At 62.6% G+C, this 21,775-nt stretch carries 24 protein-coding genes; 12 read left to right on the plus strand and 12 right to left on the minus strand.

Features of this window, described 5'->3' with window-relative positions:
- Positions 1–61 precede the first annotated feature (61 nt).
- From CEW83_RS00995 to flgA, 5 genes are all read right to left on the minus strand, one after another.
- A complete protein-coding gene (locus CEW83_RS00995) occupies positions 62–1,798 on the minus strand; it encodes a sensor domain-containing diguanylate cyclase (RefSeq protein ID WP_108947677.1) in 1,737 nt (578 codons plus the stop codon).
- Positions 1,799–1,967: 169 nt separating this feature from the next.
- A complete protein-coding gene (locus CEW83_RS01000) occupies positions 1,968–3,941 on the minus strand; it encodes a DNA topoisomerase IV subunit B (protein ID WP_108947678.1) in 1,974 nt (657 codons plus the stop codon).
- A gap of 157 nt (positions 3,942–4,098) precedes the next feature.
- Entirely contained in the window at positions 4,099–4,578 is a 480-nt protein-coding gene (locus CEW83_RS01005; protein ID WP_108947679.1) for a flagella synthesis protein FlgN, read from the minus strand.
- Between the two features lie 24 nt (positions 4,579–4,602).
- On the minus strand, positions 4,603–4,902 hold the full coding sequence (gene flgM, locus CEW83_RS01010) for a flagellar biosynthesis anti-sigma factor FlgM (protein ID WP_108947680.1): 300 nt from the start codon (positions 4,900–4,902) through the stop codon (positions 4,603–4,605).
- 124 nt (positions 4,903–5,026) lie between these two features.
- Positions 5,027–5,746 carry a flagellar basal body P-ring formation chaperone FlgA gene (gene flgA, locus CEW83_RS01015; RefSeq protein WP_108947681.1) on the minus strand — a complete coding sequence of 240 codons (720 nt, stop codon included), beginning with the start codon at positions 5,744–5,746 and terminating at the stop codon, positions 5,027–5,029.
- Positions 5,747–5,981: 235 nt separating this feature from the next.
- Between flgA and flgB the strand changes: the two genes are divergently transcribed.
- The 12 genes from flgB (at position 5,982) to CEW83_RS01075 (ending at position 17,224) form a co-directional block, all read left to right on the plus strand.
- A complete protein-coding gene (gene flgB / locus CEW83_RS01020; RefSeq protein WP_108947682.1) occupies positions 5,982–6,386 on the plus strand; it encodes a flagellar basal body rod protein FlgB in 405 nt (134 codons plus the stop codon).
- A 23-nt stretch (positions 6,387–6,409) separates the two neighbouring features.
- On the plus strand, positions 6,410–6,814 hold the full coding sequence (gene flgC, locus CEW83_RS01025; RefSeq protein ID WP_108947683.1) for a flagellar basal body rod protein FlgC: 405 nt from the start codon (positions 6,410–6,412) through the stop codon (positions 6,812–6,814).
- Positions 6,815–6,856: 42 nt separating this feature from the next.
- Positions 6,857–7,531 (plus strand): flagellar hook assembly protein FlgD, encoded by a 675-nt coding sequence (locus tag CEW83_RS01030; protein ID WP_108947684.1) that lies wholly within the window; start codon positions 6,857–6,859, stop codon positions 7,529–7,531.
- A gap of 15 nt (positions 7,532–7,546) precedes the next feature.
- Entirely contained in the window at positions 7,547–8,881 is a 1,335-nt protein-coding gene (gene flgE / locus CEW83_RS01035) for a flagellar hook protein FlgE (protein WP_108947685.1), read from the plus strand.
- Positions 8,882–8,909: 28 nt separating this feature from the next.
- Positions 8,910–9,644 carry a flagellar basal-body rod protein FlgF gene (gene flgF, locus CEW83_RS01040; protein WP_108947686.1) on the plus strand — a complete coding sequence of 245 codons (735 nt, stop codon included), beginning with the start codon at positions 8,910–8,912 and terminating at the stop codon, positions 9,642–9,644.
- A gap of 159 nt (positions 9,645–9,803) precedes the next feature.
- Positions 9,804–10,586: a flagellar basal-body rod protein FlgG gene (flgG, locus tag CEW83_RS01045; RefSeq protein ID WP_108947687.1), complete on the plus strand. Its 783-nt coding sequence runs from the start codon at positions 9,804–9,806 to the stop codon at positions 10,584–10,586.
- A gap of 10 nt (positions 10,587–10,596) precedes the next feature.
- Positions 10,597–11,274: a flagellar basal body L-ring protein FlgH gene (locus tag CEW83_RS01050; RefSeq protein WP_108947688.1), complete on the plus strand. Its 678-nt coding sequence runs from the start codon at positions 10,597–10,599 to the stop codon at positions 11,272–11,274.
- A gap of 46 nt (positions 11,275–11,320) precedes the next feature.
- The gene (locus CEW83_RS01055; protein WP_108947689.1) at positions 11,321–12,403 is read left to right on the plus strand and encodes a flagellar basal body P-ring protein FlgI; all 1,083 of its coding nucleotides are present in this window, start codon (positions 11,321–11,323) and stop codon (positions 12,401–12,403) included.
- 13 nt (positions 12,404–12,416) lie between these two features.
- Positions 12,417–13,442, plus strand: coding sequence for a flagellar assembly peptidoglycan hydrolase FlgJ (flgJ, locus tag CEW83_RS01060; RefSeq protein ID WP_108947690.1), 1,026 nt, complete (start codon positions 12,417–12,419; stop codon positions 13,440–13,442).
- 87 nt (positions 13,443–13,529) lie between these two features.
- Complete coding sequence (flgK, locus tag CEW83_RS01065; protein WP_108947691.1) at positions 13,530–15,518, plus strand: flagellar hook-associated protein FlgK; 1,989 nt, start codon at positions 13,530–13,532, stop codon at positions 15,516–15,518.
- Positions 15,519–15,528: 10 nt separating this feature from the next.
- Positions 15,529–16,764, plus strand: a complete 1,236-nt coding sequence (gene flgL, locus CEW83_RS01070) for a flagellar hook-associated protein FlgL (protein WP_108947692.1) — start codon at positions 15,529–15,531, stop codon at positions 16,762–16,764.
- 7 nt (positions 16,765–16,771) lie between these two features.
- Positions 16,772–17,224, plus strand: a complete 453-nt coding sequence (locus tag CEW83_RS01075; RefSeq protein ID WP_108947693.1) for a hypothetical protein — start codon at positions 16,772–16,774, stop codon at positions 17,222–17,224.
- A 97-nt stretch (positions 17,225–17,321) separates the two neighbouring features.
- Here CEW83_RS01075 and fliR read toward each other — a convergent pair whose 3' ends face one another.
- Genes fliR through CEW83_RS01110 form a run of 7 tightly spaced genes read right to left on the minus strand, consistent with a single transcriptional unit; the run spans position 17,322 to position 21,697 of the window.
- The gene (fliR, locus tag CEW83_RS01080) at positions 17,322–18,113 is read right to left on the minus strand and encodes a flagellar biosynthetic protein FliR (RefSeq protein ID WP_108951115.1); all 792 of its coding nucleotides are present in this window, start codon (positions 18,111–18,113) and stop codon (positions 17,322–17,324) included.
- Positions 18,114–18,126: 13 nt separating this feature from the next.
- On the minus strand, positions 18,127–18,396 hold the full coding sequence (gene fliQ, locus CEW83_RS01085; RefSeq protein WP_108947694.1) for a flagellar biosynthesis protein FliQ: 270 nt from the start codon (positions 18,394–18,396) through the stop codon (positions 18,127–18,129).
- A gap of 24 nt (positions 18,397–18,420) precedes the next feature.
- Positions 18,421–19,170, minus strand: coding sequence for a flagellar type III secretion system pore protein FliP (gene fliP / locus CEW83_RS01090; protein WP_108947695.1), 750 nt, complete (start codon positions 19,168–19,170; stop codon positions 18,421–18,423).
- A complete protein-coding gene (gene fliO, locus CEW83_RS01095) occupies positions 19,160–19,597 on the minus strand; it encodes a flagellar biosynthetic protein FliO (RefSeq protein WP_332871097.1) in 438 nt (145 codons plus the stop codon). The genes fliP and fliO overlap by 11 nt, the downstream gene beginning before the upstream one ends.
- Before the next feature lie 49 nt (positions 19,598–19,646).
- Entirely contained in the window at positions 19,647–20,069 is a 423-nt protein-coding gene (gene fliN / locus CEW83_RS01100) for a flagellar motor switch protein FliN (RefSeq protein ID WP_420094110.1), read from the minus strand.
- 43 nt (positions 20,070–20,112) lie between these two features.
- Complete coding sequence (gene fliM / locus CEW83_RS01105; RefSeq protein WP_108947698.1) at positions 20,113–21,123, minus strand: flagellar motor switch protein FliM; 1,011 nt, start codon at positions 21,121–21,123, stop codon at positions 20,113–20,115.
- 10 nt (positions 21,124–21,133) lie between these two features.
- Positions 21,134–21,697, minus strand: coding sequence for a flagellar basal body-associated FliL family protein (locus CEW83_RS01110; protein ID WP_108947699.1), 564 nt, complete (start codon positions 21,695–21,697; stop codon positions 21,134–21,136).
- Positions 21,698–21,775 lie beyond the last annotated feature (78 nt).

The raw sequence follows: 21,775 nt of genomic DNA on the forward strand, positions 1-21,775 counted from the left end.
CGTGGGCAGAGCATCCAACCGTCCTGCCATGCCTGCGGCGCGGTTCTGCTGATACTCGCACTCAGGGCGCGTCGGGGCTCTCCCGATGTGCGCTGGCTCCGGGCCTCGCGTCACCACTGGCCGATACGCGGTTCCGACCCGCTGCTTTCGCATGGTAAAGCGCGGCGTCCGCTCTGGAAACGATCTGCCATGGGTCCTCGTCAGTCGCACTGGAGGCCGCGAGGCCAATGCTGACGGTGATATTCCCCACAACAGGGAAGTCCGCAGCGGCAACGCTCGAACGGATCTTCTCCGCGACGGACAGGCTGACCTGGAGACCATCCGTGTCGGTCAGCAAAATCGCAAACTCCTCGCCGCCATAGCGGGCAACGAAGTCGGTGATCCGAACGCTGGCGGTCAGCAGGGTCGCCAGCGTCCTGAGCACTGCATCGCCAACCGGGTGGCCATGAGTGTCGTTGATGTTCTTGAAATGATCGAGGTCCAGAACGAGGAGGGTGAAGTTCCGTCCGCTGCGTCGCGACGCGAGAAACGCCTCAGTGATCCTTTCGTCGAATTTGCGCCGATTTGCGAGTCTGGTCAGTCCATCCTGTGCAGCAAGACGTTCGAGTTCGGCATTTGCCCGGGTCAAGGCCTGGGTCCGTTCATCGACGGTGGCTTCGAGTGAGCTGTTGATCGATTCGAGTTCGTGTTCTTTGCCGAGCAGGGACTGTGTCATCGACTGTATCGAGTGAATGAGCTGCGCGATTTCCCGCATCGGCCTGCCAGTGGGGTAGTCGGGGGTGCCGCTGCGCAATTCCACCTGACGCGCTGCTGCGGCAAGCTGCTCGATGGGCCGGCTTACGGTGGTAGCCAGTCGGTACGCGACGAAAGAGAACAGCACGGCGGTCATCAAGCCAATGATCGTGAGCTTCAACTGGATGTCCCTGACGGGCTGTGTTGCAAGCTCCAGGGGCTTGCGCACGACCAGGCGCCAGCCGAGGTCCGTCCGCGTGTTTGCATTCACTGCAACGTTGCTGCTCAGATAGTCTTTTCCGTCCGGCCAGCGGACGATTTCATGAGGTTTGCCAACTGTCGAGGCAAACGACGGTAGTGTTCCGCCTGCGAGATGCTGTGGGTAAAGGATGGCCCCGTTTCGGCCGACGATCAGAATCGTCGCACTGCGCAGTCCGTCCCGTCCAGAAACTGCTGCATCGACCGTATCGGTCACCCAGCGCCAATGAACATGGGCGCCCAGTACGCCCAGTGTCTGTCCAGCGCGGTTGATGATGGGCGAGGCGAAGTCGACGAAGCGCAGGGGATCGTCAGACGCTCCCTGCAGCAGTTTTGCGAGCAGAACCGCGTCATGGACATCCCCGATATAGGGGCCCTTCAGCGCGGCCTTGAACCAGGGGCGCGTTTCCATTGACTGCCCGACAAGCAGTCCGCCCGTTGCATGAAGTACGACGCCATTGGCATTGGTTACGCCCAGCCAGGCGTACTCCTCGTGCACGTAACGTCGGCGTTCCAGCGAGTGCAATACCTCGATGTCACGAAGATTCCCCTTGGTGAAATGCGGGGCCTGGCTTAGCAGGTAGATCTCATCTTCGCGTTCGCGCAAGCCGGTGGCGAGCGCATTTGCCGCCGTCGTGGCAGAGGCATGCAGTGCAGCGCCTTCCGCCTCTGTCATGGTCGCGATTGCGATCCGGGCGACATAGATGCCCGAGCAGAGCAGGGTGAGTACCGCCAGGCCGGCGAACCATAGCGTCAGCCGCCCCCTGAGACTTCCGATGCTAGATAGCGTTTGGGCGTGTAGCCGCATAGGTTCGCTTCCGTCTGCGCAAACGCAGAAGATCCACTTCCCGGCGGGAGGCCGGTAGATTCCCGAGGCTGGCCGACAGTCAGCGCGAATGCGTCATCAGCCGCCGCAGACTGCGTGTGCAGCCTGCGACCATTGTTCCACGGTTAGCGCAGAGGCGCTATGCCGAAAGTCAGATATCCGCTTCAACCGAATCGCCCTTTTCTTCCATCCAGGCGCGGCGCCCGGAGGCTTCGCCCTTGCCCATCAGCAGGGTGAACATTTTCAGCGTGTCGTCGAAAGCGCCAACGCGCACGTGCACCGGCAGCACGCGGCGGGTGGCCGGGTCCATGGTGGTTTCGCGCAACTGATCGGGGTTCATCTCGCCAAGACCCTTGAAGCGGCCGATCTCGATGGCCTCGGGCTTGAAACCTTCGGCGGCGAGACGGTCGCGCATCGCGGTGAGTTCGCCTTCGTCCAGCGCATACAGACGGCGGGGCGGGCGCTTCTTGCCCTGGGCGGGTACATCCACCCGGTACAGCGGCGGCTGCGCGACATAGACGTGGCCATGTTCGATCAGCTTGGGGAAGTGGCGGAAGAACAGGGTCAGCAACAGGGTCTGGATGTGCGCGCCGTCGACGTCCGCGTCGGACATGATGACGATCTTGCCGTAGCGCAGGCCGCTGAGGTCAGGTGTGCTGTCGGGGCGGTGGGCATCCACGCCGAGGGCCACGGCAATGTCGTGAATCTCGGCATTGGCCAGGATGCGGTCGGGGTCGATCTCCCATGCGTTCTGCACCTTGCCGCGCAGTGGCAGGATGGCCTGGGTTTCCTTATTGCGCGCCATCTTGGCCGAGCCGCCGGCGGAGTCGCCCTCGACCAGGAAGAGTTCGTTGTGCGCGATATCCTCTGACTCGCAATCGGAGAGCTTGCCCGGCAGCACGGCCACGCCGGACGTCTTCCGTTTTTCGACTTTCTGCGCGCTCTTCTGCCGCGACAAGGCCTGTTTGATCGACAACTCGGCAATCGCCTTGCCGGCTTCGACGTGATTGTTGAGCCAGATCTCGAAGGGGTCGCGGATCTGGCTGGAGACGAGCTTCACCGCTTCGCGCGAGTTGAGCTTTTCCTTCACCTGGCCCTGGAACTGCGGGTCGAGCAGACGTGCCGAGAGTACGAAACTCATGCGCCCGCACACGTCTTCCTGCTGCAGCTTCACGCCGCGTGGCAGCAGGGTGTGATGGTCGATGAAGGATTTCATCGCATCGAAGACCCCGGCGCGCAGGCCGGATTCATGGGTGCCGCCATTGACGGTTGGAATCAGGTTGACGTAGGACTCGCTCGGTACCGTGGATTCGAACCAGGCCAGCGCCCAGCTCGCACCTTCGCCCGGCGCAAAGCTGGTGTCATCCTTGCCTGCGTACTTCTCGCCGGTGAAGATCGGTGCCACCGGCTCGATATCGCCCGATACCTCGTTGAGATAGCCTGCCAGACCTTCCGGGTAGGACCAGGTCTTGGTCAGCATCGGGCCGTTGGCCTGCTCGATGTCGAGGCGCACGGCCACGCCCGACAGCAGCACGGCCTTGGAGCGCAACAGACGTTCGAGCTCGTTCATCGGCACACGGGGCGACTCGAAATACTTCGGGTCAGGCCACACGCGCACGCGGGTGCCGGTCTGACGCCCGCAGTCGCCTTCGATGCGCACCGGGCTAATGGTTTCGCCGCCTTCGGAGAAGTCGATGCGGTGGATCTTGCCGTCGCGCTTTACTTCCACTTCGATGCGGGTGGACAGCGCATTGGTGACCGAGACGCCCACACCGTGCAGGCCGCCAGAGAACGCATAGGCGGAATTGCCCTCGCGCTTGTCGAACTTGCCACCTGCGTGCAGCCGGGTATAGGCCAGCACGACCACGGGCACGCCTTCGACGGGATGCAGGCCGACCGGGATGCCGCGACCGTCGTCGGCCACCATGACCGAGCCATCGAGGTGCAGGGTGACGTGAATCTTCTTGGCGAAACCAGCCAGCGCCTCGTCTGCGGCGTTGTCGATGACTTCCTGAATGATATGGGTGGGGCTGTCGGTCCGGGTGTACATGCCCGGGCGTTCGCGCACCGGCTCGAGTCCCTTGAGAACGCGAAAGGAGGATTCGTCGTATTGCGTGCCTGCCATGACGGCCCTGAAATTTCCGGAAAGGGCGCAAGGATAGCAGAGACGAACAGCGGTTCAATGATGGTTCAAAGGGGGCAAACGCTTTCAAAGGGGTCAGAGTCGTTTGATCGCGTTCGATCAAACGACTCTGACCCCTTTGAAATATTCCTTTGAGCCGTCAGGCGCTGCCGAGGATGCGGCCGCCGCCGGTGGGGCGAGACTGGCCGTCGGCGTCGTACAGTTGTGGATGATTTGCGGCGGAGAGCAGGACCGAGAGTGCGGCCTGATTGTGCTGCATGCGTTCGTTGATGAGCTTGCCGTTGAGCTCGTTGCGTGTGCGGGCCTGCCGGGCGAGCTCGATGACTTCGTCCCATCGCTTCAGCACGCGCGGAAGCTGAGCGCACACGTGGCGGATCGAGGCATCCTTGTTGGGGAGGCCGAGGCGGCCGAGCAGCAAGGCGCGGTCGTCGTGCAGGCGTTGGAGCTGCCGGTAGCGTTCGGTCTTGGCTGTGGTAAGCGCCAGCAGCCCTTCGGTATCGCCGCTCACGAGGAGGGTTTCTTCGCGCTGGAGATGGTCGACGAATTCCCTCAGCTGAATCGCTTCAGCTTCGATCAGGAGCGCGATGCGCTGTATTTCGGCGGGCGCAGGTGTCTGCATGGGCGGAGTCTAGCGCGAAACTGCTCAGCTGCGTGTCTGCCCGTCGAGGAGGCCGCGAACGCTGTCGATCAGGCCGTCGGCGATACGGTTGGCGTCGATCTTGAAGCGGCCTTCGCTGATGGCGAGTTTGATCTCATCTACGCGGCTCTTATCCGAAACCGGGGTGTTGGCCATCGCGGCTTCGGCTTTCTGCATGCTCGACGACAGCGATGAAAGTTCGACCTTGTCGCCCCCGGCTGGAGGCGGTGTGCCTGCTGCGGGTTTGGGTCTTGCGTCCGCTGGCTGTACCGACCCAAGCGGCTTGCCCGTGCCTTCGATCTTCATGGTGAAGCTCCAGATGAAACTTGTCTGACTGTTAGATCGGCAGCTTTGCCGAAAACTTTAGGGCATTTAACACATCGTCAGTGCGACGGATCCTCATCCGAGGCCGCCTTGCCGCGCTTCCGATTCAGAAACCGACTTCGACGTTGCCATCTGTCGTGGCCGTGCCGGTGATGACCTGATTGTTGGACATGCGCACGCGTACGCTCTCGCCCGGCGCGGCGGTGTTCATGGCGCGGCCTTCGCTGGAGACCTGAAAGCCTTCACCACGGCTGATGACTTTCACGTTCTGTCCCTGCTTGACCGCAGCGGGGATGCGCAGCATGTCGCCGCGAATCGGATTGCCGCTGGCGAGCGCATAGCGGGTGCGATGTCCGACCACCTGCGCCGGGTCGGTCAGCGTGTTGTCGGGCAGGGCGGTCAGGTCGCCGTTCCGTCGCGCGATATCTGCCGGGCCGACGATCTGGCCAGCGCGCAGCGGGCGGGCGGAGACCAAGTAGTCGTTGATCACCGCGACACGTGCCTGCAGGTATACCTGCCACGTTACCGGCGATTCGCAACGCACGCCGACGCTGATCGCCCCCCAGGGGCGTGTCCCGCCTGGGATGAAGGCTTCGAGTTGGGCGCAAGGCGGGAGTTGATTGCGTGAATCGAGCGCGCTGATCTGCAGCTCGACGCGACCGGGCAGGCCGCGTGTCTCGAGTTCGAGCAGCTGGTGCGCGACGGCAGTCACCGGTGCAGGCGGCTGTTGAGCGTGCAGCGGCGATGCGGCCAGCATGAGGCCGGATGCGGCCAGCGCGAGGATGAGTCTTCGGCTTGAGCGCAGGGCGGAAAGTGGAATCTTCATGTCGCGATTGCAGCACGTCGCTTGCACGCAGGCAACTGCAATCGCCGGCAAGTTCTGCCGTGTACCGGCAGCATGCGCCGGATAGCGGTGAAATTGGCCGGACTTTTCCGGTCTTATCTGCGCCAGGGGCTTGATTGCAGGGGGCTACCATGGGTGGCATGGAAGGTGCAATGCAGGCAGTGAACGCATTTTTCCGTTGCGCTTGCAGCGACAACCCAGTTTCCGAGGTGATGAGATGAGAACCCAGCTAGATCGGCAGATGCAGATTCACCAGTCCGCACTGAATCTTCAGGCCCAGCGTCAGCAACTGCTGGCATCCAACATCGCCAATGCGGATACCCCGAACTACAAGGCGCGTGACATCGATTTTCGCGAAGCGCTGAAGGGCGCAGTGGGGGAACGCATGGGGCCGCTCGCCTTGAGTGCAACGCGCCCGGGGCACCTGCAGGGCAGTGGTGGCAACCCGCTTGATGGCCTTGCCAAGTACCGCACCGAACTCCAGTCCAGTGTCGATGGCAATACGGTAAACATGGATGTCGAGCGCGCTGCGTTTGCCGAAAACGCCATTCACTACGAAGCGAGCATCACCTTTATAAATGGCTTGCTGAGCGGCATGCAAAGAGCGATCACTGGTCAGTAAGCACGTCATCACGGAGGTGGATCATGAGCATTTTCAACGTATTCTCGATTGCTGGATCTGCGCTAAGCGCTCAGTCCTTGCGGCTCAATACCACCGCCTCCAACCTTGCCAACGCCGACAGCGTAGTGGGCGAGGATGGTCAGCCCTACCGCGCCAAGCAGGTTGTTTTTGCCGCACGGCCCGTGGCCGGAGAGGGCTCGGTGGGCGTGCAGGTCACCGGTGTGGTCGAGAGTGCCGCGCCGATGCGCCTGGTGTACGAACCTGCGAATCCCGCAGCCAACGCGGAGGGTTATGTCGAGATGCCCAATGTGAATGTGGTCGAGGAGATGGTGAACATGATTTCGGCCTCACGTTCCTACCAGAACAACGCCGAAGTGATGAACACGGCACGAACCTTGCTGCAGCGTACCTTGCAGATTGGTCAGTAAGCGCTGACCGGCAATCTATGCCGTAACAGCCAGGAGAATGAAATGAGCACCGTCACTTCGAGCACACAGACCGCGCAGGACATCCTGAGCAATCTCGCGCGCACGGATACTTCTGCTGACAGCGTGGCGGCAGACAGCCGGCTCCAGTTCCTCACGCTGCTGACAACGCAGTTGAAGAACCAGGATCCCATGAATCCGATGGAGAACGCCGAGCTTACGTCGCAACTGGCGCAGTTGAGCACGGTGGAGGGCATCGAGAAGCTCAATACCCTGATGGGGCAGTTGCTGGATTCGCAGTCTTCCGGCGAAAGCCTGCAGGCTGCATCGCTGGTGGGGCGCGGCGTGCTGGTCGAGGGCAAGGGGCTGCAGCTGACCGAAGCGGGCGCTGTTGGTGGCTTCGAGCTCGACGGTCCGGCCGACAGCGTGGTGCTCTCCATCAAGGATTCGTCTGGTCTCGAGGTGGCGTCCGTTACTGTCACCGATGTGGCAGCAGGTAGCCAGAACTTCATCTGGGACGGTACGGCCACCGATGGCAGTCGTGCAGCGGATGGCAAATACACGGTGAGCGTCACCGCGACGCAGGGCGAAAATAACGTCGTTGCACGCACGCTCGAATTCGGCTCCGTCAGCAGCGTGATTCGTGGCCCCAGTAGCACGGACCTTCAGGTCGGGTCACTGGGCATCTTCAAAGTTGCCGACATCAAGCAAATTCTCTGATCCGGAGTAAAGATCATGGCATTCCAGCAAGGTTTGAGCGGGTTGAATGCGTCCTCCAAGGCGCTTGACGTCATTTCCAACAACATTGCCAACAGCAGCACGGTGGGTTTCAAGTCGAGCAGGACGATCTTTGCCGATGCTTATGCGTCGGCTATGGCGGGCGGGACATCGTCCCAGCAGATTGGCATCGGCACGTATGTGGGGGCGGTGTCGCAGTCCTTCACTCAGGGGGGGCTGACCGCCACCAGCAATCCGCTCGATATCGCCATCAGCGGCAACGGTTTCTTCCGCCTGGAAAGGACGGATGGCTCGATTGCGTATTCGCGTAACGGTCAGTTCGACGTCGACAAGAACGGCTATATCGTCAATGCCGGCGGGGACATGGTGACCGGGTATGCGGGCACGACCACGGGTGGAACGACAGTTTTCGCCGGCGTGCCGTCGGTGCTGCAGATCGATACGTCGAACGTCAGTCCGAACGAAACCACCACGGCGTCCGTCGGGCTCAACCTCGATTCCAAGGCCCATAACCCGCTGAATCAGACCCCGGTGGGCAGCGATATCAACAGTTTTCTCAATGCCACGACTATTCCGGTCGACAGCTACAACTACACGACCTCGATGACCGTGTACGACAGTCTGGGCAATGGCTCACTGATGAGCCTGTTCTTCGTCCGCGATCCGGATGTGGGCGGCGTGGCGCCGAATACCTGGAATGTCTATGGCCGCTTGAGCAACGATGTCGTTCCCGATACGACCAATCCGGCGCTCTCGACGGGCAAGCCGCTCGAGAATCTCGGGTCGATTGCCTTCACGGCTTTCGGCGTGCCGGACACAACAGTTGCCGGCAATGGCGTGTTCTCCTTGACCCGGACGGCGACAGAGCTTGCGACTGGCGCAGACAGTCTGACCTTCTCGCTCAGTCTCGCAAAGTCCACGCAGTGGAACACGAGTTCTGCGGTGACCACGTCGCCCAGGCAGGATGGTTACACGACGGGCAGCCTGACCGGCGTCTCGGTGAGCAGCACCGGCGTGCTGCAGGGCACGTATTCGAACGGTCAGATCAAGGATCTGGGCCTGTTTGCGCTGGCAAACTTTTCCAGTCCGCAGGGGCTGACCTCGCTGGGTGGAAACCTCTGGGCTGAGTCCTACGATTCGGGCCAGCCGACGGTGGGGGCGCCGGGTACCGGTGTGCTTGGTTCGCTGAGTGCAGGGCAGGTCGAGGAGTCGAACGTAGATCTCACCCAGGAGCTTGTTCAGCTGATCGTCCAGCAGCGTAACTACCAGGCCAACGCGCAGTCGATCCAGGCTCAGGACCAGATCCTGCAGACCTTGGTGAACCTGCGTTAATCAGACTTCTGACTAAGGGGGGCGCGACATGGACCGCCTGATCTATACCGCCATGACGGGTGCGAAGGGCACGCTCGACCAGCAGGCCGCAGTGTCGCACAACCTTGCGAATGCGACCTCGACCGGTTTTCGCACCGAGATGCACAAGCTGCGCGCGGTCGAGGTTCAGACCGAGGCGATGCATACGCGCGCATTCACGACCGATGCCAGCGTCGCAACCGATTTCAGCTCGGGACCCATGCAGGCCACCGGCCGGGCCTACGATGTCGCGATTCAGGGCAAGGGCTGGTTGACGGTGCAGATGCCCGACGGCTCCGAGGCCTACACCCGGGACGGCAGTCTGGAGGTGAGCCCCAACGGCATCCTGCAAACCCGGAGCGGCTTGCCGGTGATCGGCGGCGGCGGTCCGATCTCCTTGCCGCCCGATTCCGAGATCGTGATCGGCAGTGACGGCACGATTTCAGCCTTGCAGGCCGGGCAGGGGGTGGTGAACGCTGTAGACCAGCTGAAGCTGGTCAACCCGCCCGAGGCCACACTGGTTCGCGGCGACGACGGCCTGTTTCGCTCCAGCGACGGTTTGCCGCAACCGGCAGACGAGGCGGTAAAAACTGCCGGCGGCTATCTCGAGGGCAGCAATGTGAACGTGGTGGACCAGATGGTGACCATGATCTCGCTCGGCCGTCAGTTCGAGATGCAGACGCGCATGCTCAGTACGGCCGAGGAAAACGACCGCGCGGCGACCCAACTGCTCTCGAGCCGCTGATTTCGCGGCACAGGCCACGGATAAGGCAGGGATTAGCATGGTTTTTGCACTGTTAATCCCGAGATGGCCTGCAACGCTGCCGGCCTAAACTGAAACCTGGCCGATCCCCAGCCGAGGCGCGGCACCTGCCGACGCCGGCACCGTCAAGAGGAACCCATCATGATCCGCTCACTGTGGACCGCCCGTACCGGGCTGGATGCCCAGCAAACTTCGCTGGACGTGATCTCCAACAACCTTGCCAACGTCTCCACCAACGGCTTCAAGCGCCAGCGTGCGGTGTTCGAGGATCTGCTGTACCAGACTGTTCGCCAGCCGGGTGCGCAATCCACCCAGCAGACACAGATTGGCTCGGGTCTGCAGATCGGTACCGGTGTGAAGCCGGTCGCCACCGAGCGCATCTTCACCCAGGGCAACCTGCAGCAGACGGGCGGTTCGCTCGACATCGCGATCCAGGGCAACGGTTTCTTCCAGATCTCGCTGCCGGACGGCACCACGGCGTACACCCGTGACGGCGCCTTTCAGATCGACAGCCAGGGCAACATGGTCACCGCGAGCGGCTATCCGCTCGCAGACAACATCAACATCCCGTCGGATACGCTGACCGTGACGGTCGGTAAGGACGGCACCGTCAGCGCCCTGCAGTCCGGGCAGACGACGCCGACCCAGCTCGGTTCGATTCAGCTCGCGTCCTTCATTGCGCCGGGCGGACTGCAGAGCGCGGGCGAGAATCTATTCCTCGAAACCGCGTCGAGCGGGGTTGCGACGCCCAATCAGCCCGGACTCAACGGCACCGGCGTGCTCAACCAAGGCTATGTCGAGACCTCGAACGTGAACGTGGCCGAGGAACTGGTGAACATGATCGTCACCCAGCGCGCCTACGAGATGAACTCGCGCGCCATCCAGACTTCCGACTCGATGCTCGGCCGTCTGACCCAGCTCTAAGAGGTCTGTCATGAAAGCGATCGCGCTTGTTCTGGTCCTGCTCCTGAGCGGCTGTGCGTCGATCTATTCGACGCCGCCGACTTCGGTGCACCAGCCCATGAGTGCCCGCCCCGAGATGCGGCCGCAGGCAGTACCCGCGACCGGCGGCATCTATCAGCCCGGCGGCCTGCGACCCCTGTTCGAGGATCGGCGCGCGCGCAATGTCGGCGACATCATCACCATCAATCTGGTCGAACGAAACACCGCGCAGAAAAGCGCGAATGCGTCGGCGACCCGTGGCTCCAGCCTTGGCGGCGGTGTCAGCCTGACCGCGCCCAACCTGCTTGCACTGCAGAACGCGAAGCTGAACGGGCTCGACGCCAGCATTACGACCGATTCTGACTTCTCGGGAGAGGGCGAGGCGGCCGCTAACAACGTGTTCAGCGGCACGATCTCGGTCACGGTAATCGATGTCTTCCCCAACGGCAATTTGCTCGTCTCCGGCGAGAAGCAGGTCGCGATCAATCAGGGTAACGAATACATCCGTTTTTCCGGGGTGATCAACCCCACTACGGTAAGCTCGACCAATACCGTGCAATCGACTCAGGTCGCAGATGCGAGGATGGAATACCGCGGCAGCGGCTTCATCGATGAGTCGAACACCATGGGTTGGCTGCAGCGTTTCTTCGTTGCCATCCTGCCGTTCTGAGGAGGCCGCCATGCGAGCCCTGCGCTTTCGCTTCATTCCAATACTCATGAGCTGCGTGATGCTGTCAGGCATCTTCGCGGCCCCCGCGGCGGCCGAGCGCATCAAGGACCTGGCTTCGATCGCGGGTGTGCGTGACAACCAGTTGGTCGGCTACGGCATCGTCGTGGGCCTGGACGGGTCGGGCGACCAGACCACCCAGACGCCGTTCACCGTTCAGAGCATCATCAGCATGCTAGGCAACATGGGGGTGACGCTGCCTGCAGGTACGAGTCTCCAGCTGAAAAACGTGGCGGCGGTCATGGTCACGGCGACGCTGCCTCCCTTTGCGCGCCCGGGACAGGCGATCGACGTCACGGTGTCGTCGATGGGCAATGCCAAGAGCCTGCGTGGCGGCACGCTGGTGATGACGCCGCTCAAGGGGGCGGACGGACAAGTATACGCGCTGGCCCAGGGCAACATGGTCGTCGGCGGCGCGGGCGGGCAGGCTGGCGGTGCGGCTCAGACCATCAATCATCTTTCGGCCGGACGGATTCCCGGCGGCGCAACCGTGGAGCGCGCAGTGCCGGCCATGCTGGGGCAGGGCGAGTACGTTTTCTTTGAGCTCAACGACACCGATTTCGGTACCGCACGCCGGGTGGTCGATGCGATCAACATGGTCGCACCGGGTTCGGCCGAGGCAATCAACGGCCGCAGCATCCAGGTTCGGGCGCCGCTCGACGTCAACACCCGGGTCGCCTTCCTCGGCCGGATCGAGAATCTCGATGTGACACCGGTGCAGCAAGCGGCAAAGGTGATCGTGAACTCGCGTACCGGTTCGGTGGTGATGAATCAGACCGTGGCCTTGCTGAACTGCGCCGTGGCGCACGGCAATCTGACCGTCACCGTGAATGCGCAGCCGCAGGTGTCGCAGCCTGAACCCCTGTCGCGCGGGCGAACGGTGGTCACCCAGTCCGGACTGGTGAATATCGATCAGGAGGGCGGCGCGCTGATGAACGTCCGCGGCGGCACCAGTCTTGCCGACGTGGTGAAGGCGCTCAACGCGCTCGGTGCCAAGCCGATGGATCTGGTCAGCATCCTGCAGGCAATGAAGTCCGCCGGCGCCCTGCGCGCCGAGCTCGAGATCATCTGAGGGAGGGGCCGACATGACTTCCGGTATCCAGATGAACGCCTTTGACCCGGGCTCGCTGGGCGATCTGAAGCGCCTCGCCCGCACCAATCCCGATGACCCGGAAACCCTGCGCGCGGCCTCCAAGCAGTTCGAGGCGATGTTCCTGCAGATGGCGCTCAAGGCGATGCGCGCGGCCACGCCGACCAACAGCATGTTCGACAGCGAGCAGTCGCGCACCTATCAGTCGCTGCTCGACCAGCAGCTGGCGCTGAACATGGCGCAAAGCAAGAACAACGGCATGAGCGAGGCGCTCTTTCGGCAGCTCGGCGGCATTACGGGCAATACCTCGACGAGTGCAATCAGCGCGCTGACCATGCCCGGAACCATGGACAACAAAGGCTTCGACATCTCAAACGTGATTCGTCAGGCGGCAAATCCTGCCGCCATGATGCGCGAGGCACAGGCGATTGCCGCCGGCGCGACCGGTGTCGACAGCAGCGCCGACGCCGACCCGCTGGGCGACCTGATCTTCCGCCTCGACGCCGCGGCAAGAGCGGCACGCAGCACCGACGGTGACGGCTCGATCTCGTCCTCGGTACGCGATTTCGTCAATGAAGTATGGCCGCACGCCCAGACCGCCAGCCGTCAGACCGGCATTCCCGCACAGTTCATGGTTGCCCAGGCTGCGCTTGAGACCGGCTGGGGCGACAAGGTCATGCGCCATGCCGACGGTCGCTCGAGCTACAACCTGTTCAACATCAAGGCCGGCTCAAGCTGGACGGGCGAGACCGTGGCGCGCAACGTCACCGAGTATGCCGGCTCGAGCGCCTACACCGAAAAAGCGCGTTTCCGCAGCTACGGCTCGTATGCCGAGGCCTTCCAGGATTACGCCAGCCTGTTGTCGAACAGTTCGCGCTATTCGGAGGTGCTGGGCCAGACCAGTCCCGCGGGCTTTGCCGGCAGCCTGCAGAAGGCGGGCTATGCCACCGACCCGATGTACGCCGACAAGCTCACCCGCATTATCGCGGGCAACACCCTGCGTACCGCCCTTTCGGGCTGAAGACAGGCGGCGGCCGAATTTGCCGGTTCTGACCTGGCAAGCATCTTGCTGATGAGGATCAGGACTTAGCAATTCAGGGGAATCATCATGGCAGGCTTGCTCAATATCGGCTTGACCGGTTTGAATGCCGCGCAAGCGCAGTTGGTGACGACGAGTCACAACATCACCAACGCGGGTGTCGATGGCTATCATCGCCAGTCGGTGATTCAGAGCAATGCCGCCCCGCAGTTCTCCGGTGTGGGCTTCTTCGGGCAAGGCACGCAGATTGCGTCCGTCACCCGCTCGTACAACCAGTATCTTGAAAACCAGGTGCTCAACAGCAACGCGAGCCTGGCCTCCTTCAGCAGTTACAACAGCCAGATCAGCCAGATCAACAACCTGCTTGGCGATTCGACCTCCGGGCTGTCTCCTGCGCTGGAAACCTTCTTCGCCGGTGTTCAGGAAGTTGCGTCCAACCCCACCAGCCTGGCGTCGCGCCAATCCCTGATTTCCGGGGCAGAGGCAATGGTATCGCGCTTTCAGTCGATGGATGCCCGCCTGAGCGAGATCAGGTCGGGACTTGAGGGTGAGATCGCGTCAACCGTCACGCAGATCAACACCTATGCCGGCGCGATTGCCGAGATGAACCAGCGCATCGCAACGGCGCAGGTGGCCGGCCCGAGTGTGGCCGCGAACGATCTGCTCGACCAGCGCGAACAGTTGGTCAGCGAACTGAACAAGCTGGTCAAGGTGAGTGCAGTGACTGAGAGTAACGGCTCGGTCAGCGTGTTCATGGGCTCCGGGCAGTCGCTCGTCGTAGGCAGCACGGTGAACAAGCTGGCGACGGTGCAGGATCCGAGCGATCCGCAACGCAGCATGATCGCAATCACCTCGGATAGCGGTGCGTCGAATACCTTGCCGGAGAGCCTCATCAGCGGCGGCGCGCTGAGCGGCTTGCTCGCGTTCCGCCGGGAGTCGCTCGACCCCGCGCAGAATACGCTCGGCCTCGTCGCGCTCGGCATCGCCGAGACCTTCAATGCCCAGCATCAGCTGGGTACCGATCTCGATGGCGTGCTGGGCGGTGCCTTCTTCAATAGCCCCGCACCCACCGTGATGCCCGCGATCTCCTCTGCCAGGGTGGCGATCGAGGATGTCTCGCAACTCTCCTCCAGCGATTATCTGCTGACTTGGGACGGGACCAACTATTCGATGAAGACCGTGGGCGGGAGCGCCATTGCGCTGACACTGCAGGCCGATGGCAGCTATAGCGGCGGTGGAATCAACTTTTCAATCAGCAACCCGAGCCAGATTCCTCCGACCGGTCTTCTGATCCAGCCTACGCGCTATGCTGCAAGCAATCTGAGCGTGGCGATTTCTGATCCGCGCAAGGTTGCGGCAGGCGATCCTGTCAGCGTGGCGCCGGGCAACTACAGTGGCGCGGTGAGCGACCGGATCGAGGGCGTGAAGACACTGTCCGTGGGCGGCATCGATGCCAACAGCGACGGGCTCGCCGACTTTTCGCCGATTACACTGAGCTTCAGTGCAAACGCATTCACCGCATCGAGCGGAACGCTTGAGCGCTACGATGCGTCGGCCGGAAGCTGGGTTGCGAGCGGCGCGTATAATCCGGCAACCGACAGCTCGGGCGCGCGCTTCAGGGTGACGGACGCGCAGGGCGGCGTCGATTACTCCTTCGAATTTACCGCCGTAGGCGCATGGGCCAGCGGAGAGAGCCTGGTGTTCAGCCCGACCGCTGCCGGCGTGTCCGACAACCGGAACGCGGTGGCCCTTGGTGCGCTGCAGACCTCCAAGCTGATGTTTGCCGGCAGCAGTGGCACGGCAACGGCAACATTCCAGTCGGTGTATGCGCAGATGGTGACCCAGGTCGGCAACAAGACCCGTGAGGTTCAGGTCAACGAGAAGGCACAGGAGACACTGCTGACCCAGGCGACCGACGCACGGGACGGACTCTCCGGCGTGAATCTTGACGAAGAGGCTGCCAACCTCATGCGCTACCAGATGGCTTATCAGAGTGCCGCCAAGGTGATGTCGGTGGCACAGACGCTGTTTGACGAAGTTCTGGCGATCAGCCGTTAAGGAGATCGTGATGCGTATCTCGACCAGCATGATTTACGACAAAGGGATCAATTCGCTGCAGTCGCAGTGGAGTGATCTCCTGCACACGCAGCAGCAGCTATCCACCGGACGGCGGGTGCTGACCCCTGCGGACGACCCGATTGCCGCATCGCGTGCGCTTGAGCTGGGTCAGTCCAAGGGCGTGAACGCGCAGTTCATGACCAATACGGGCTACGCCGAGGATCGGCTTAACCTGCTCGAAAACAAGCTCACTGGCGCTGGCGACATCCTGCAGTACATTCGCGAGAAAACTGTTGCCGCCGGCAATGCGGCCTATTCGGACAAAGAGCTCGGCTATCTCGCCACCGATCTGCGCGCACAGTTTGATGGCTTGCTGGCCCTGGCCAACAGTCAGGATGGTACTGGCGATTACCTGTTCTCGGGCTACCGTTCCAATGACACGCCCTTCACGGGCAACCTGGCCGGTGTGAGCTACAACGGCGACCACGGCACACAGACGGTGCAGGTATCAGCATCGCGCTTCATGGCGGTCAGTCTGCCCGGCATGGACATTTTCGGTTCGACGCGCAAGATCGACGATTCGCTGGTGCAGGCCTCGACCGGCACCCATACCGATGGCTCGGCGAATACGGGTGGCACCACGCTCAGCGGTACGCTGAGTTCGACGGTGAGCACCAGCCAGCTCGGTCACCGTTACGAGATCATCTACGACGCGGCGACCCCGGGCTATGATGTTTATGAATACCAGCCGGGGAACCCGTCCAAGGTGACCGTTGCCACTGGCGCGGCCTCGCTGGCCTCGCTTGCTGCGACCCTGGGCATCGATCTGCAGATGACTGACAGCAGTGGGGCGGCGGCCACGCCTGGCGACGGCGACCGCTTCGAGCTCTTCGTCGGCTCTCCCGACATGTTCAAGAACCTGGGGCTGCTGATTGATTCGATGGAGCGGCCGGGGCCGTCCGGCATGGCAGGCGGCGCAGTGGCCTTCGGTCTGAACAGCATCGATGGTGCGATCGACAACGTGCTCAAGACCCGGGCGCAGGTTGGTTCGCAACTGGTGGAGACCGAGAGCCTGCAGACGATAGGGAGCGATCTCGATCTGCAGTACGCGACGGTGATCTCTGGACTGATGGATGTCGATTACGCCGAAGCCATCTCCAACCTGACCCAGCAGCAGACCTACCTGGAGGCGGCACAGCAGTCTTTTCTCAAGGTGTCCGGCCTGTCTCTGTTCAACTACATCTGAGCCTGCCATGCGTGCCCGTCGCTTCCTTCTCGCCCTGTGCATTCCCGCTCTCGTCGGCTGCAGTCACCTGGAAACCTATGGCGGCCCCGCGGCGGGCGTCGTCGGGACGCGCGCGCTGCTGAACAGTCTCGACCTGTGGTCGACGACCTATCTTTCCAACGGATTGATTGCCTATGCGATCTACGACCCGCTGCAGCCGACGTGGTCCATCGAGGCCAGCGTAACGGGCGAGGATCGCGTCCAGATGGATTTGCAGATGAAGCGCCTGGTGACAGGCGGCGAGGGCGAGGCGCGTCAGGTGTTCATGCGCACCGCGCGCAAACTGGTCGAAGAGGGTGGCTACGCCGGTTTCGATGTGCTGCGCTTCGAAGAGGGCGTGGAGGCTACCCGGCCGTTTGCCCGCCGCACCGCCAACGGTGAGATCCGCCTGGTGAAGTCCCGCCAGGTCCCGACGCTGTAGGGCCCGCAACGAAAAGCCTGCAACCCAGAGCAGGCCTCCGAGCCCTCCGCGCCTCCGCGAGAAATCTCGCCCCCAAGTGATGGCCACCCGCGGGTGCTCAAGGTCGCGGTGAAAGTGCTTCCAGCAGGATCGGCACTGTGTCGAAACTGCGCTCGAACAGGCTTTGCACCACTGGACCAAAGTTGGTCATGATCAGCATCAGTGCGAAGAAACCCATCGCCAGCGTGAGCGGGAAGCCGATCGCGAACAGGTTGAGCTGCGGCGCGGCGCGGGTGAGGATGCCGAGTGCGATGTTGGTGACCAGCAGCACTGCCACCACCGGCAGCGACAGCAACAGCCCGGTTGCGAACACCGTGGTGCCGGCGCGCGCGATATAGCCCCAGCCATCGGCGCTTAAACTCGCCGTGCCGACCGGCAGCCACTCGAAGCTTCGCACCAGCAGGTCGATCATGATCAGGTGGCCGTTGATGGCGAGAAAGAGCAGCGTGGCTACCAGCCCAGCAAAATCCGAGAGCACCGCGGTCTGTCCGCCGGCATCGGGGTCGAAGAAGATCGCGAAGGACAGGCCCATCTGCATGCCGATCAGGGAGCCGGCCATGTCGATGGCTGCGAACACCAGTCTCAGCATGAAGCCGATGGCCACGCCGATGAACATCTGTTGCACCATGATCATGAGCCCGATGCCCGAGCCCGGCGGCACGGCCGGCATGGCCGGCATCACTGGCAGCAGGGCGATGCCGATCCCGAGCGCGATGGCCAGCCGCGCGCGTGCCGACACGCCGCGGTTCGAAAAAATGGGGGCACTTGCGAACAGCCCGAACAGGCGAGCCAGTGGAAACATCAGGGCGGCGAGCCAGGCATCGAGCTGTGTCGCGGTCACGCTGAGCATCGTGCCTGCGCCTTCAGCCAATCATGATCGGGATGTTTTCGAACAGGCGGCGCATGAAGTCGGTCAGCACGGTGATCATCCACGGGCCGGCCAGCACCAGGGTGACGAAAATGGCGATCAGCTTGGGAACGAAAGACAGGGTCATTTCGTTGATCTGGGTCGCGGCCTGAAAGATGCTGATGACGAGGCCGGTCACCAGTGCGGCGAGAAACAGCGGCGCCGACACCATCAGGGTGACTTCGATCGCCTGGCGTCCGAGATCGATGACTGCGGTGGGGGTCATGGATGGGCTCTCATGCTTGCGCGCCTACACTGCGAAACTCTGAACCAGCGAGCCGATGAGCAGGGTCCAGCCGTCGACCAGGACGAAGAGCATGATCTTGAAGGGCAGGGAGACGATCACCGGGGACATCATCATCATACCCATCGACATCAGCACCGAAGCGACCACCATGTCGATGATGATGAAGGGAATGAAGACGATGAAGCCGATCTGAAAAGCCGTTTTCAGCTCCGAGGTGACGAAGGCCGGTATCACGACCCGCATCGGCAGGTCTTCTGCCTTCTCCACCGGGGGGACCTTGGCAAGGCCGGCAAACAGGGTCAGGTCGGGTTCGCGGACCTGCTTGAGCATGAAGGTCTTGACCGGCACCGAGGCGCGCTCCAGCGCCTGCTCGAAGCCGATCGTGCCTTCGGACATCGGCACGTAGGCGTCGGTATAGACGCGGTCGGCGACCGGCGCCATGATGAAGAAGGTCAGGAACAGCGCGAGGCCGAGCAGGACCTGGTTCGGCGGCGAGGTCTGCGTACCCATGGCCTGACGCAGGAGCGAAAACACGATGATGATGCGGGTGAAGCTCGTCATCATCAGCACCATCGCCGGCACGAAGCTGAGCATCGTCAGCAGCAGCAGGGTCTGGATCGTGAGGCTGTAGGTCGTGCCGCCATTGGCGGCCGGCACCGTGGTCAGGGCGGGCAGCGCCTGGGCCAGCGCAAGGACCGGCGCGCTGCCGAGGACAAGCCCGACCGTGGCCTGCAGCAGGTGCTTACGCGCCATGGCGGCGCTCCAGTGCTTTTCTGAACCAACCGGCGAAGTCGCCGCCGGCGACGGTGCCCGTGTCGTTGGTGGCAGCGTCGGTCGGAAAATCGGAGGCTTCCAGGATGTGCAGGGTGCGAACGCTGCCCGGCGCCACCCCGAGCACAAGCACCTTGGGGCCGGTCTCGACCAGCACGACACGCTCGCGCGGGCCCACTGCGGTCGCGCCCAAGACCTTGAGCACGCCTGCGGCGTTGCGCGGCTGTGACAGACGCTTGATGGCCCAGAGGCAGGCAACCAGCAGTGCGATCACCACCACCAGTCCGAACAGCATCTGGCCGAGGCTGCCCGCGAGATCGGTGGCAGGGCTCGGGACGGGGTCGGCTGCCCGCGCAAGCGCAGGCAGCAGGAGCATCAGGAATGGCGTCAGTATGAAGGCGGGTTTCACTGCATCTTGTCGAGGTTGGCTGCAGGGGCGATGTCCCCCCGCAAGCGAGTCAGCTGCGAATCTTCCGCATGCGTTCTGCGGGGGTGATGATGTCGGTGAGCCGGATGCCGAACTTGTCGTTGACGACCACGACTTCGCCCTGGGCGATGAGCGTACCGTTGACCAGTACGTCCATGGGCTCGCCGGCGAGTCCGTCGAGCTCGACGACCGAACCGTGCGCAAGCTGGAGCAGGTTACGGATCGACAGCTTGGTGCGGCCGAGCTCGACCGTGAGCTGGACCGGAATGTCCAGAATCATGTCGAAATCGTTGATCGCGCCCGGTTTGCTGCCGCTCGAGCCGAAATCCTCGAACAGCTGGCTGGCCGGCTTGGCCTGGTAGGGCGATTCGTCCATCGCGGCGGCAGCGAGGTCGGCCGCAACCTGTGCGGCCTCGCTGTCCACGCCGGACTCGGTCGCGGCCTGCTCCTGCATCGCAGCAGCCCAGTCGTCTTCGCTGATCTGATTGTCTGTGTCGTCAGCCATTCTGGCCTCCCGCTGGCTTGTTGATGTCCTGCTCCTCGCTGCCGATGAAGCGTTCGACCTTGATTGCGTACTGCCCGCTCTGTGTTCCGTGCCTGCACTCTATGATGGGCACACCGTCGACTTCGGCCTGGAGCAGATCGTTGACGTGCAGGGGAATGACGTCGCCGACCCGCATGTTGACGATGTCGCGCAGGCTCACCTTGGCCGTGCCGAGGTTGCAGGTCAGCTCGACCTCGGCCGTTTGCAGCTGCCGTGACAGCAGGTTCTCCCAGCGCCGATCCTGCGTCAGGTGGTCGCTCTGCATGGTGGAGTAGAGCAGATCGCGAATCGGCTCGACCATGGAGTAGGGGAAACAGAAGTGCATATCCGCCTGCGCACCGCCAAGTTCGAGCGAGAAGCTGGTCGCGAGCACGATCTCGGATGGCGTCGCGATGTTGGCAAACTGCGAATTCATTTCCGAGCGGACGTACTCCAGTTCGAGCTTGAAGACCGGTGCCCAGGCTTTGCCGTACTCGGCAAAGACCACGTTCAGCATGCCCTGTATGATGCGTTGCTCGGTGGGGGTGAAATCCCGCCCCTCGACCCGGGTGTGAAAGCGTCCGTCGCCGCCGAACATGTTGTCGACGACGAGAAAGACCAGATTGGGATCGAATACCACCAGCCCCGTGCCGCGCAGGGGTTTGGCAACAACCAGGTTCAGGTTGGTCGGTACCACCAGATTGCGCACGAATTCGGCGTACTTCTGCACCCTGATCGGACCGACCGAGACCTCGGCATTGCGATGCATGTAGTTGAACAGGCCGATCCGCAGGTAACGGGCAAAGCGCTCGTTGATGAGCTCCATGGTGGGCATGCGCCCACGCACGATGCGTTCCTGCGTGGCCATGTTGTAGGGGCGCACGCCCCCGTCGTCGACCGCTTCTTCGGCCGGCTCGTCGGACTCCCCGCTGACGCCGCGGAGCAGCGCATCAACTTCTTCCTGGGAGAGAAAGTCCGAAGACATGGCGGCCTCGTTACTGAATGATGAACGAGTTGAACAGAACCGACTGGACCGGCGTCGCCACCGTCATCCGCTGGCCGGGGGGCGGAGGGGGGACGCCCAGCGCACTGTTGACCTGGTCGAGAATTTCCAGCGCGAGTGCCTCGCGACCCTCGATGGTCTGAACCTCGGACGGAAGCTTGCTCGACAGCAGCAGGTTGATGCGATGCCGGATCTCGGGCATGAAGCCCTTGAGTGCATCGGCCGTCTTCTGGTCGGTCACACGCAGCGCGATGATGGCCTGCAGGTAGTGGTCGCCCTCTTCACGGCGCAGGTTCACGGTGAATGCGTCGAGTGCGGCAAAGACTGGCGGCCGGCTCAGATCCACAGCACTTGGCGGGGCCACGGCTGCCGGGGCTTCCGCATGATCGCCGTTCTCGCCGCCACCCTTCTTGAGCAGGATGAGCGCGCCGATTGCGCCGGCGACAACGATCAGCAGAACCAGCACCACGATGATGATGATCATCAGCATCTTGCCACCCTTCTTGGGTGGTGCATCACCTGCGGGTGCTTCCGGCTTGTTTGGGGCTTTCGCCATGAAACTCTCCTTTTCCTACGCCTGGATTATGGCTCATCGCCATCTTGGCCCAAGCGCGGAAAAGTGGGGCAGAGTGCC

Source organism: Parazoarcus communis (genome assembly GCF_003111645.1).
In the GTDB taxonomy this organism is placed as follows: Bacteria; Pseudomonadota; Gammaproteobacteria; order Burkholderiales; family Rhodocyclaceae; genus Parazoarcus; species Parazoarcus communis_A.

Coding starts and splice junctions, on each gene's coding strand:
- flgE (WP_108947685.1), top strand. CDS start 7,547: ATGGCATTCCAGCAAGGTTTGAGCGGGTTGAATGCGTCCTCCAAGGCG.
- flgJ (WP_108947690.1), top strand. CDS start 12,417: ATGACTTCCGGTATCCAGATGAACGCCTTTGACCCGGGCTCGCTGGGC.
- fliP (WP_108947695.1), bottom strand. CDS start 19,170: ATGGCGCGTAAGCACCTGCTGCAGGCCACGGTCGGGCTTGTCCTCGGC.
- flgK (WP_108947691.1), top strand. CDS start 13,530: ATGGCAGGCTTGCTCAATATCGGCTTGACCGGTTTGAATGCCGCGCAA.
- flgF (WP_108947686.1), top strand. CDS start 8,910: ATGGACCGCCTGATCTATACCGCCATGACGGGTGCGAAGGGCACGCTC.
- CEW83_RS01110 (WP_108947699.1), bottom strand. CDS start 21,697: ATGGCGAAAGCCCCAAACAAGCCGGAAGCACCCGCAGGTGATGCACCA.
- CEW83_RS01075 (WP_108947693.1), top strand. CDS start 16,772: ATGCGTGCCCGTCGCTTCCTTCTCGCCCTGTGCATTCCCGCTCTCGTC.
- CEW83_RS01000 (WP_108947678.1), bottom strand. CDS start 3,941: ATGGCAGGCACGCAATACGACGAATCCTCCTTTCGCGTTCTCAAGGGA.
- CEW83_RS01055 (WP_108947689.1), top strand. CDS start 11,321: ATGAGCTGCGTGATGCTGTCAGGCATCTTCGCGGCCCCCGCGGCGGCC.
- flgB (WP_108947682.1), top strand. CDS start 5,982: ATGAGAACCCAGCTAGATCGGCAGATGCAGATTCACCAGTCCGCACTG.
- flgG (WP_108947687.1), top strand. CDS start 9,804: ATGATCCGCTCACTGTGGACCGCCCGTACCGGGCTGGATGCCCAGCAA.
- flgC (WP_108947683.1), top strand. CDS start 6,410: ATGAGCATTTTCAACGTATTCTCGATTGCTGGATCTGCGCTAAGCGCT.
- CEW83_RS00995 (WP_108947677.1), bottom strand. CDS start 1,798: ATGCGGCTACACGCCCAAACGCTATCTAGCATCGGAAGTCTCAGGGGG.
- flgM (WP_108947680.1), bottom strand. CDS start 4,902: ATGAAGATCGAAGGCACGGGCAAGCCGCTTGGGTCGGTACAGCCAGCG.
- flgA (WP_108947681.1), bottom strand. CDS start 5,746: ATGAAGATTCCACTTTCCGCCCTGCGCTCAAGCCGAAGACTCATCCTC.
- CEW83_RS01030 (WP_108947684.1), top strand. CDS start 6,857: ATGAGCACCGTCACTTCGAGCACACAGACCGCGCAGGACATCCTGAGC.
- fliQ (WP_108947694.1), bottom strand. CDS start 18,396: ATGACCCCCACCGCAGTCATCGATCTCGGACGCCAGGCGATCGAAGTC.
- fliM (WP_108947698.1), bottom strand. CDS start 21,123: ATGTCTTCGGACTTTCTCTCCCAGGAAGAAGTTGATGCGCTGCTCCGC.
- CEW83_RS01050 (WP_108947688.1), top strand. CDS start 10,597: ATGAAAGCGATCGCGCTTGTTCTGGTCCTGCTCCTGAGCGGCTGTGCG.
- fliN (WP_420094110.1), bottom strand. CDS start 20,069: ATGCAGGAGCAGGCCGCGACCGAGTCCGGCGTGGACAGCGAGGCCGCA.
- CEW83_RS01005 (WP_108947679.1), bottom strand. CDS start 4,578: ATGCAGACACCTGCGCCCGCCGAAATACAGCGCATCGCGCTCCTGATC.
- fliR (WP_108951115.1), bottom strand. CDS start 18,113: ATGCTCAGCGTGACCGCGACACAGCTCGATGCCTGGCTCGCCGCCCTG.
- flgL (WP_108947692.1), top strand. CDS start 15,529: ATGCGTATCTCGACCAGCATGATTTACGACAAAGGGATCAATTCGCTG.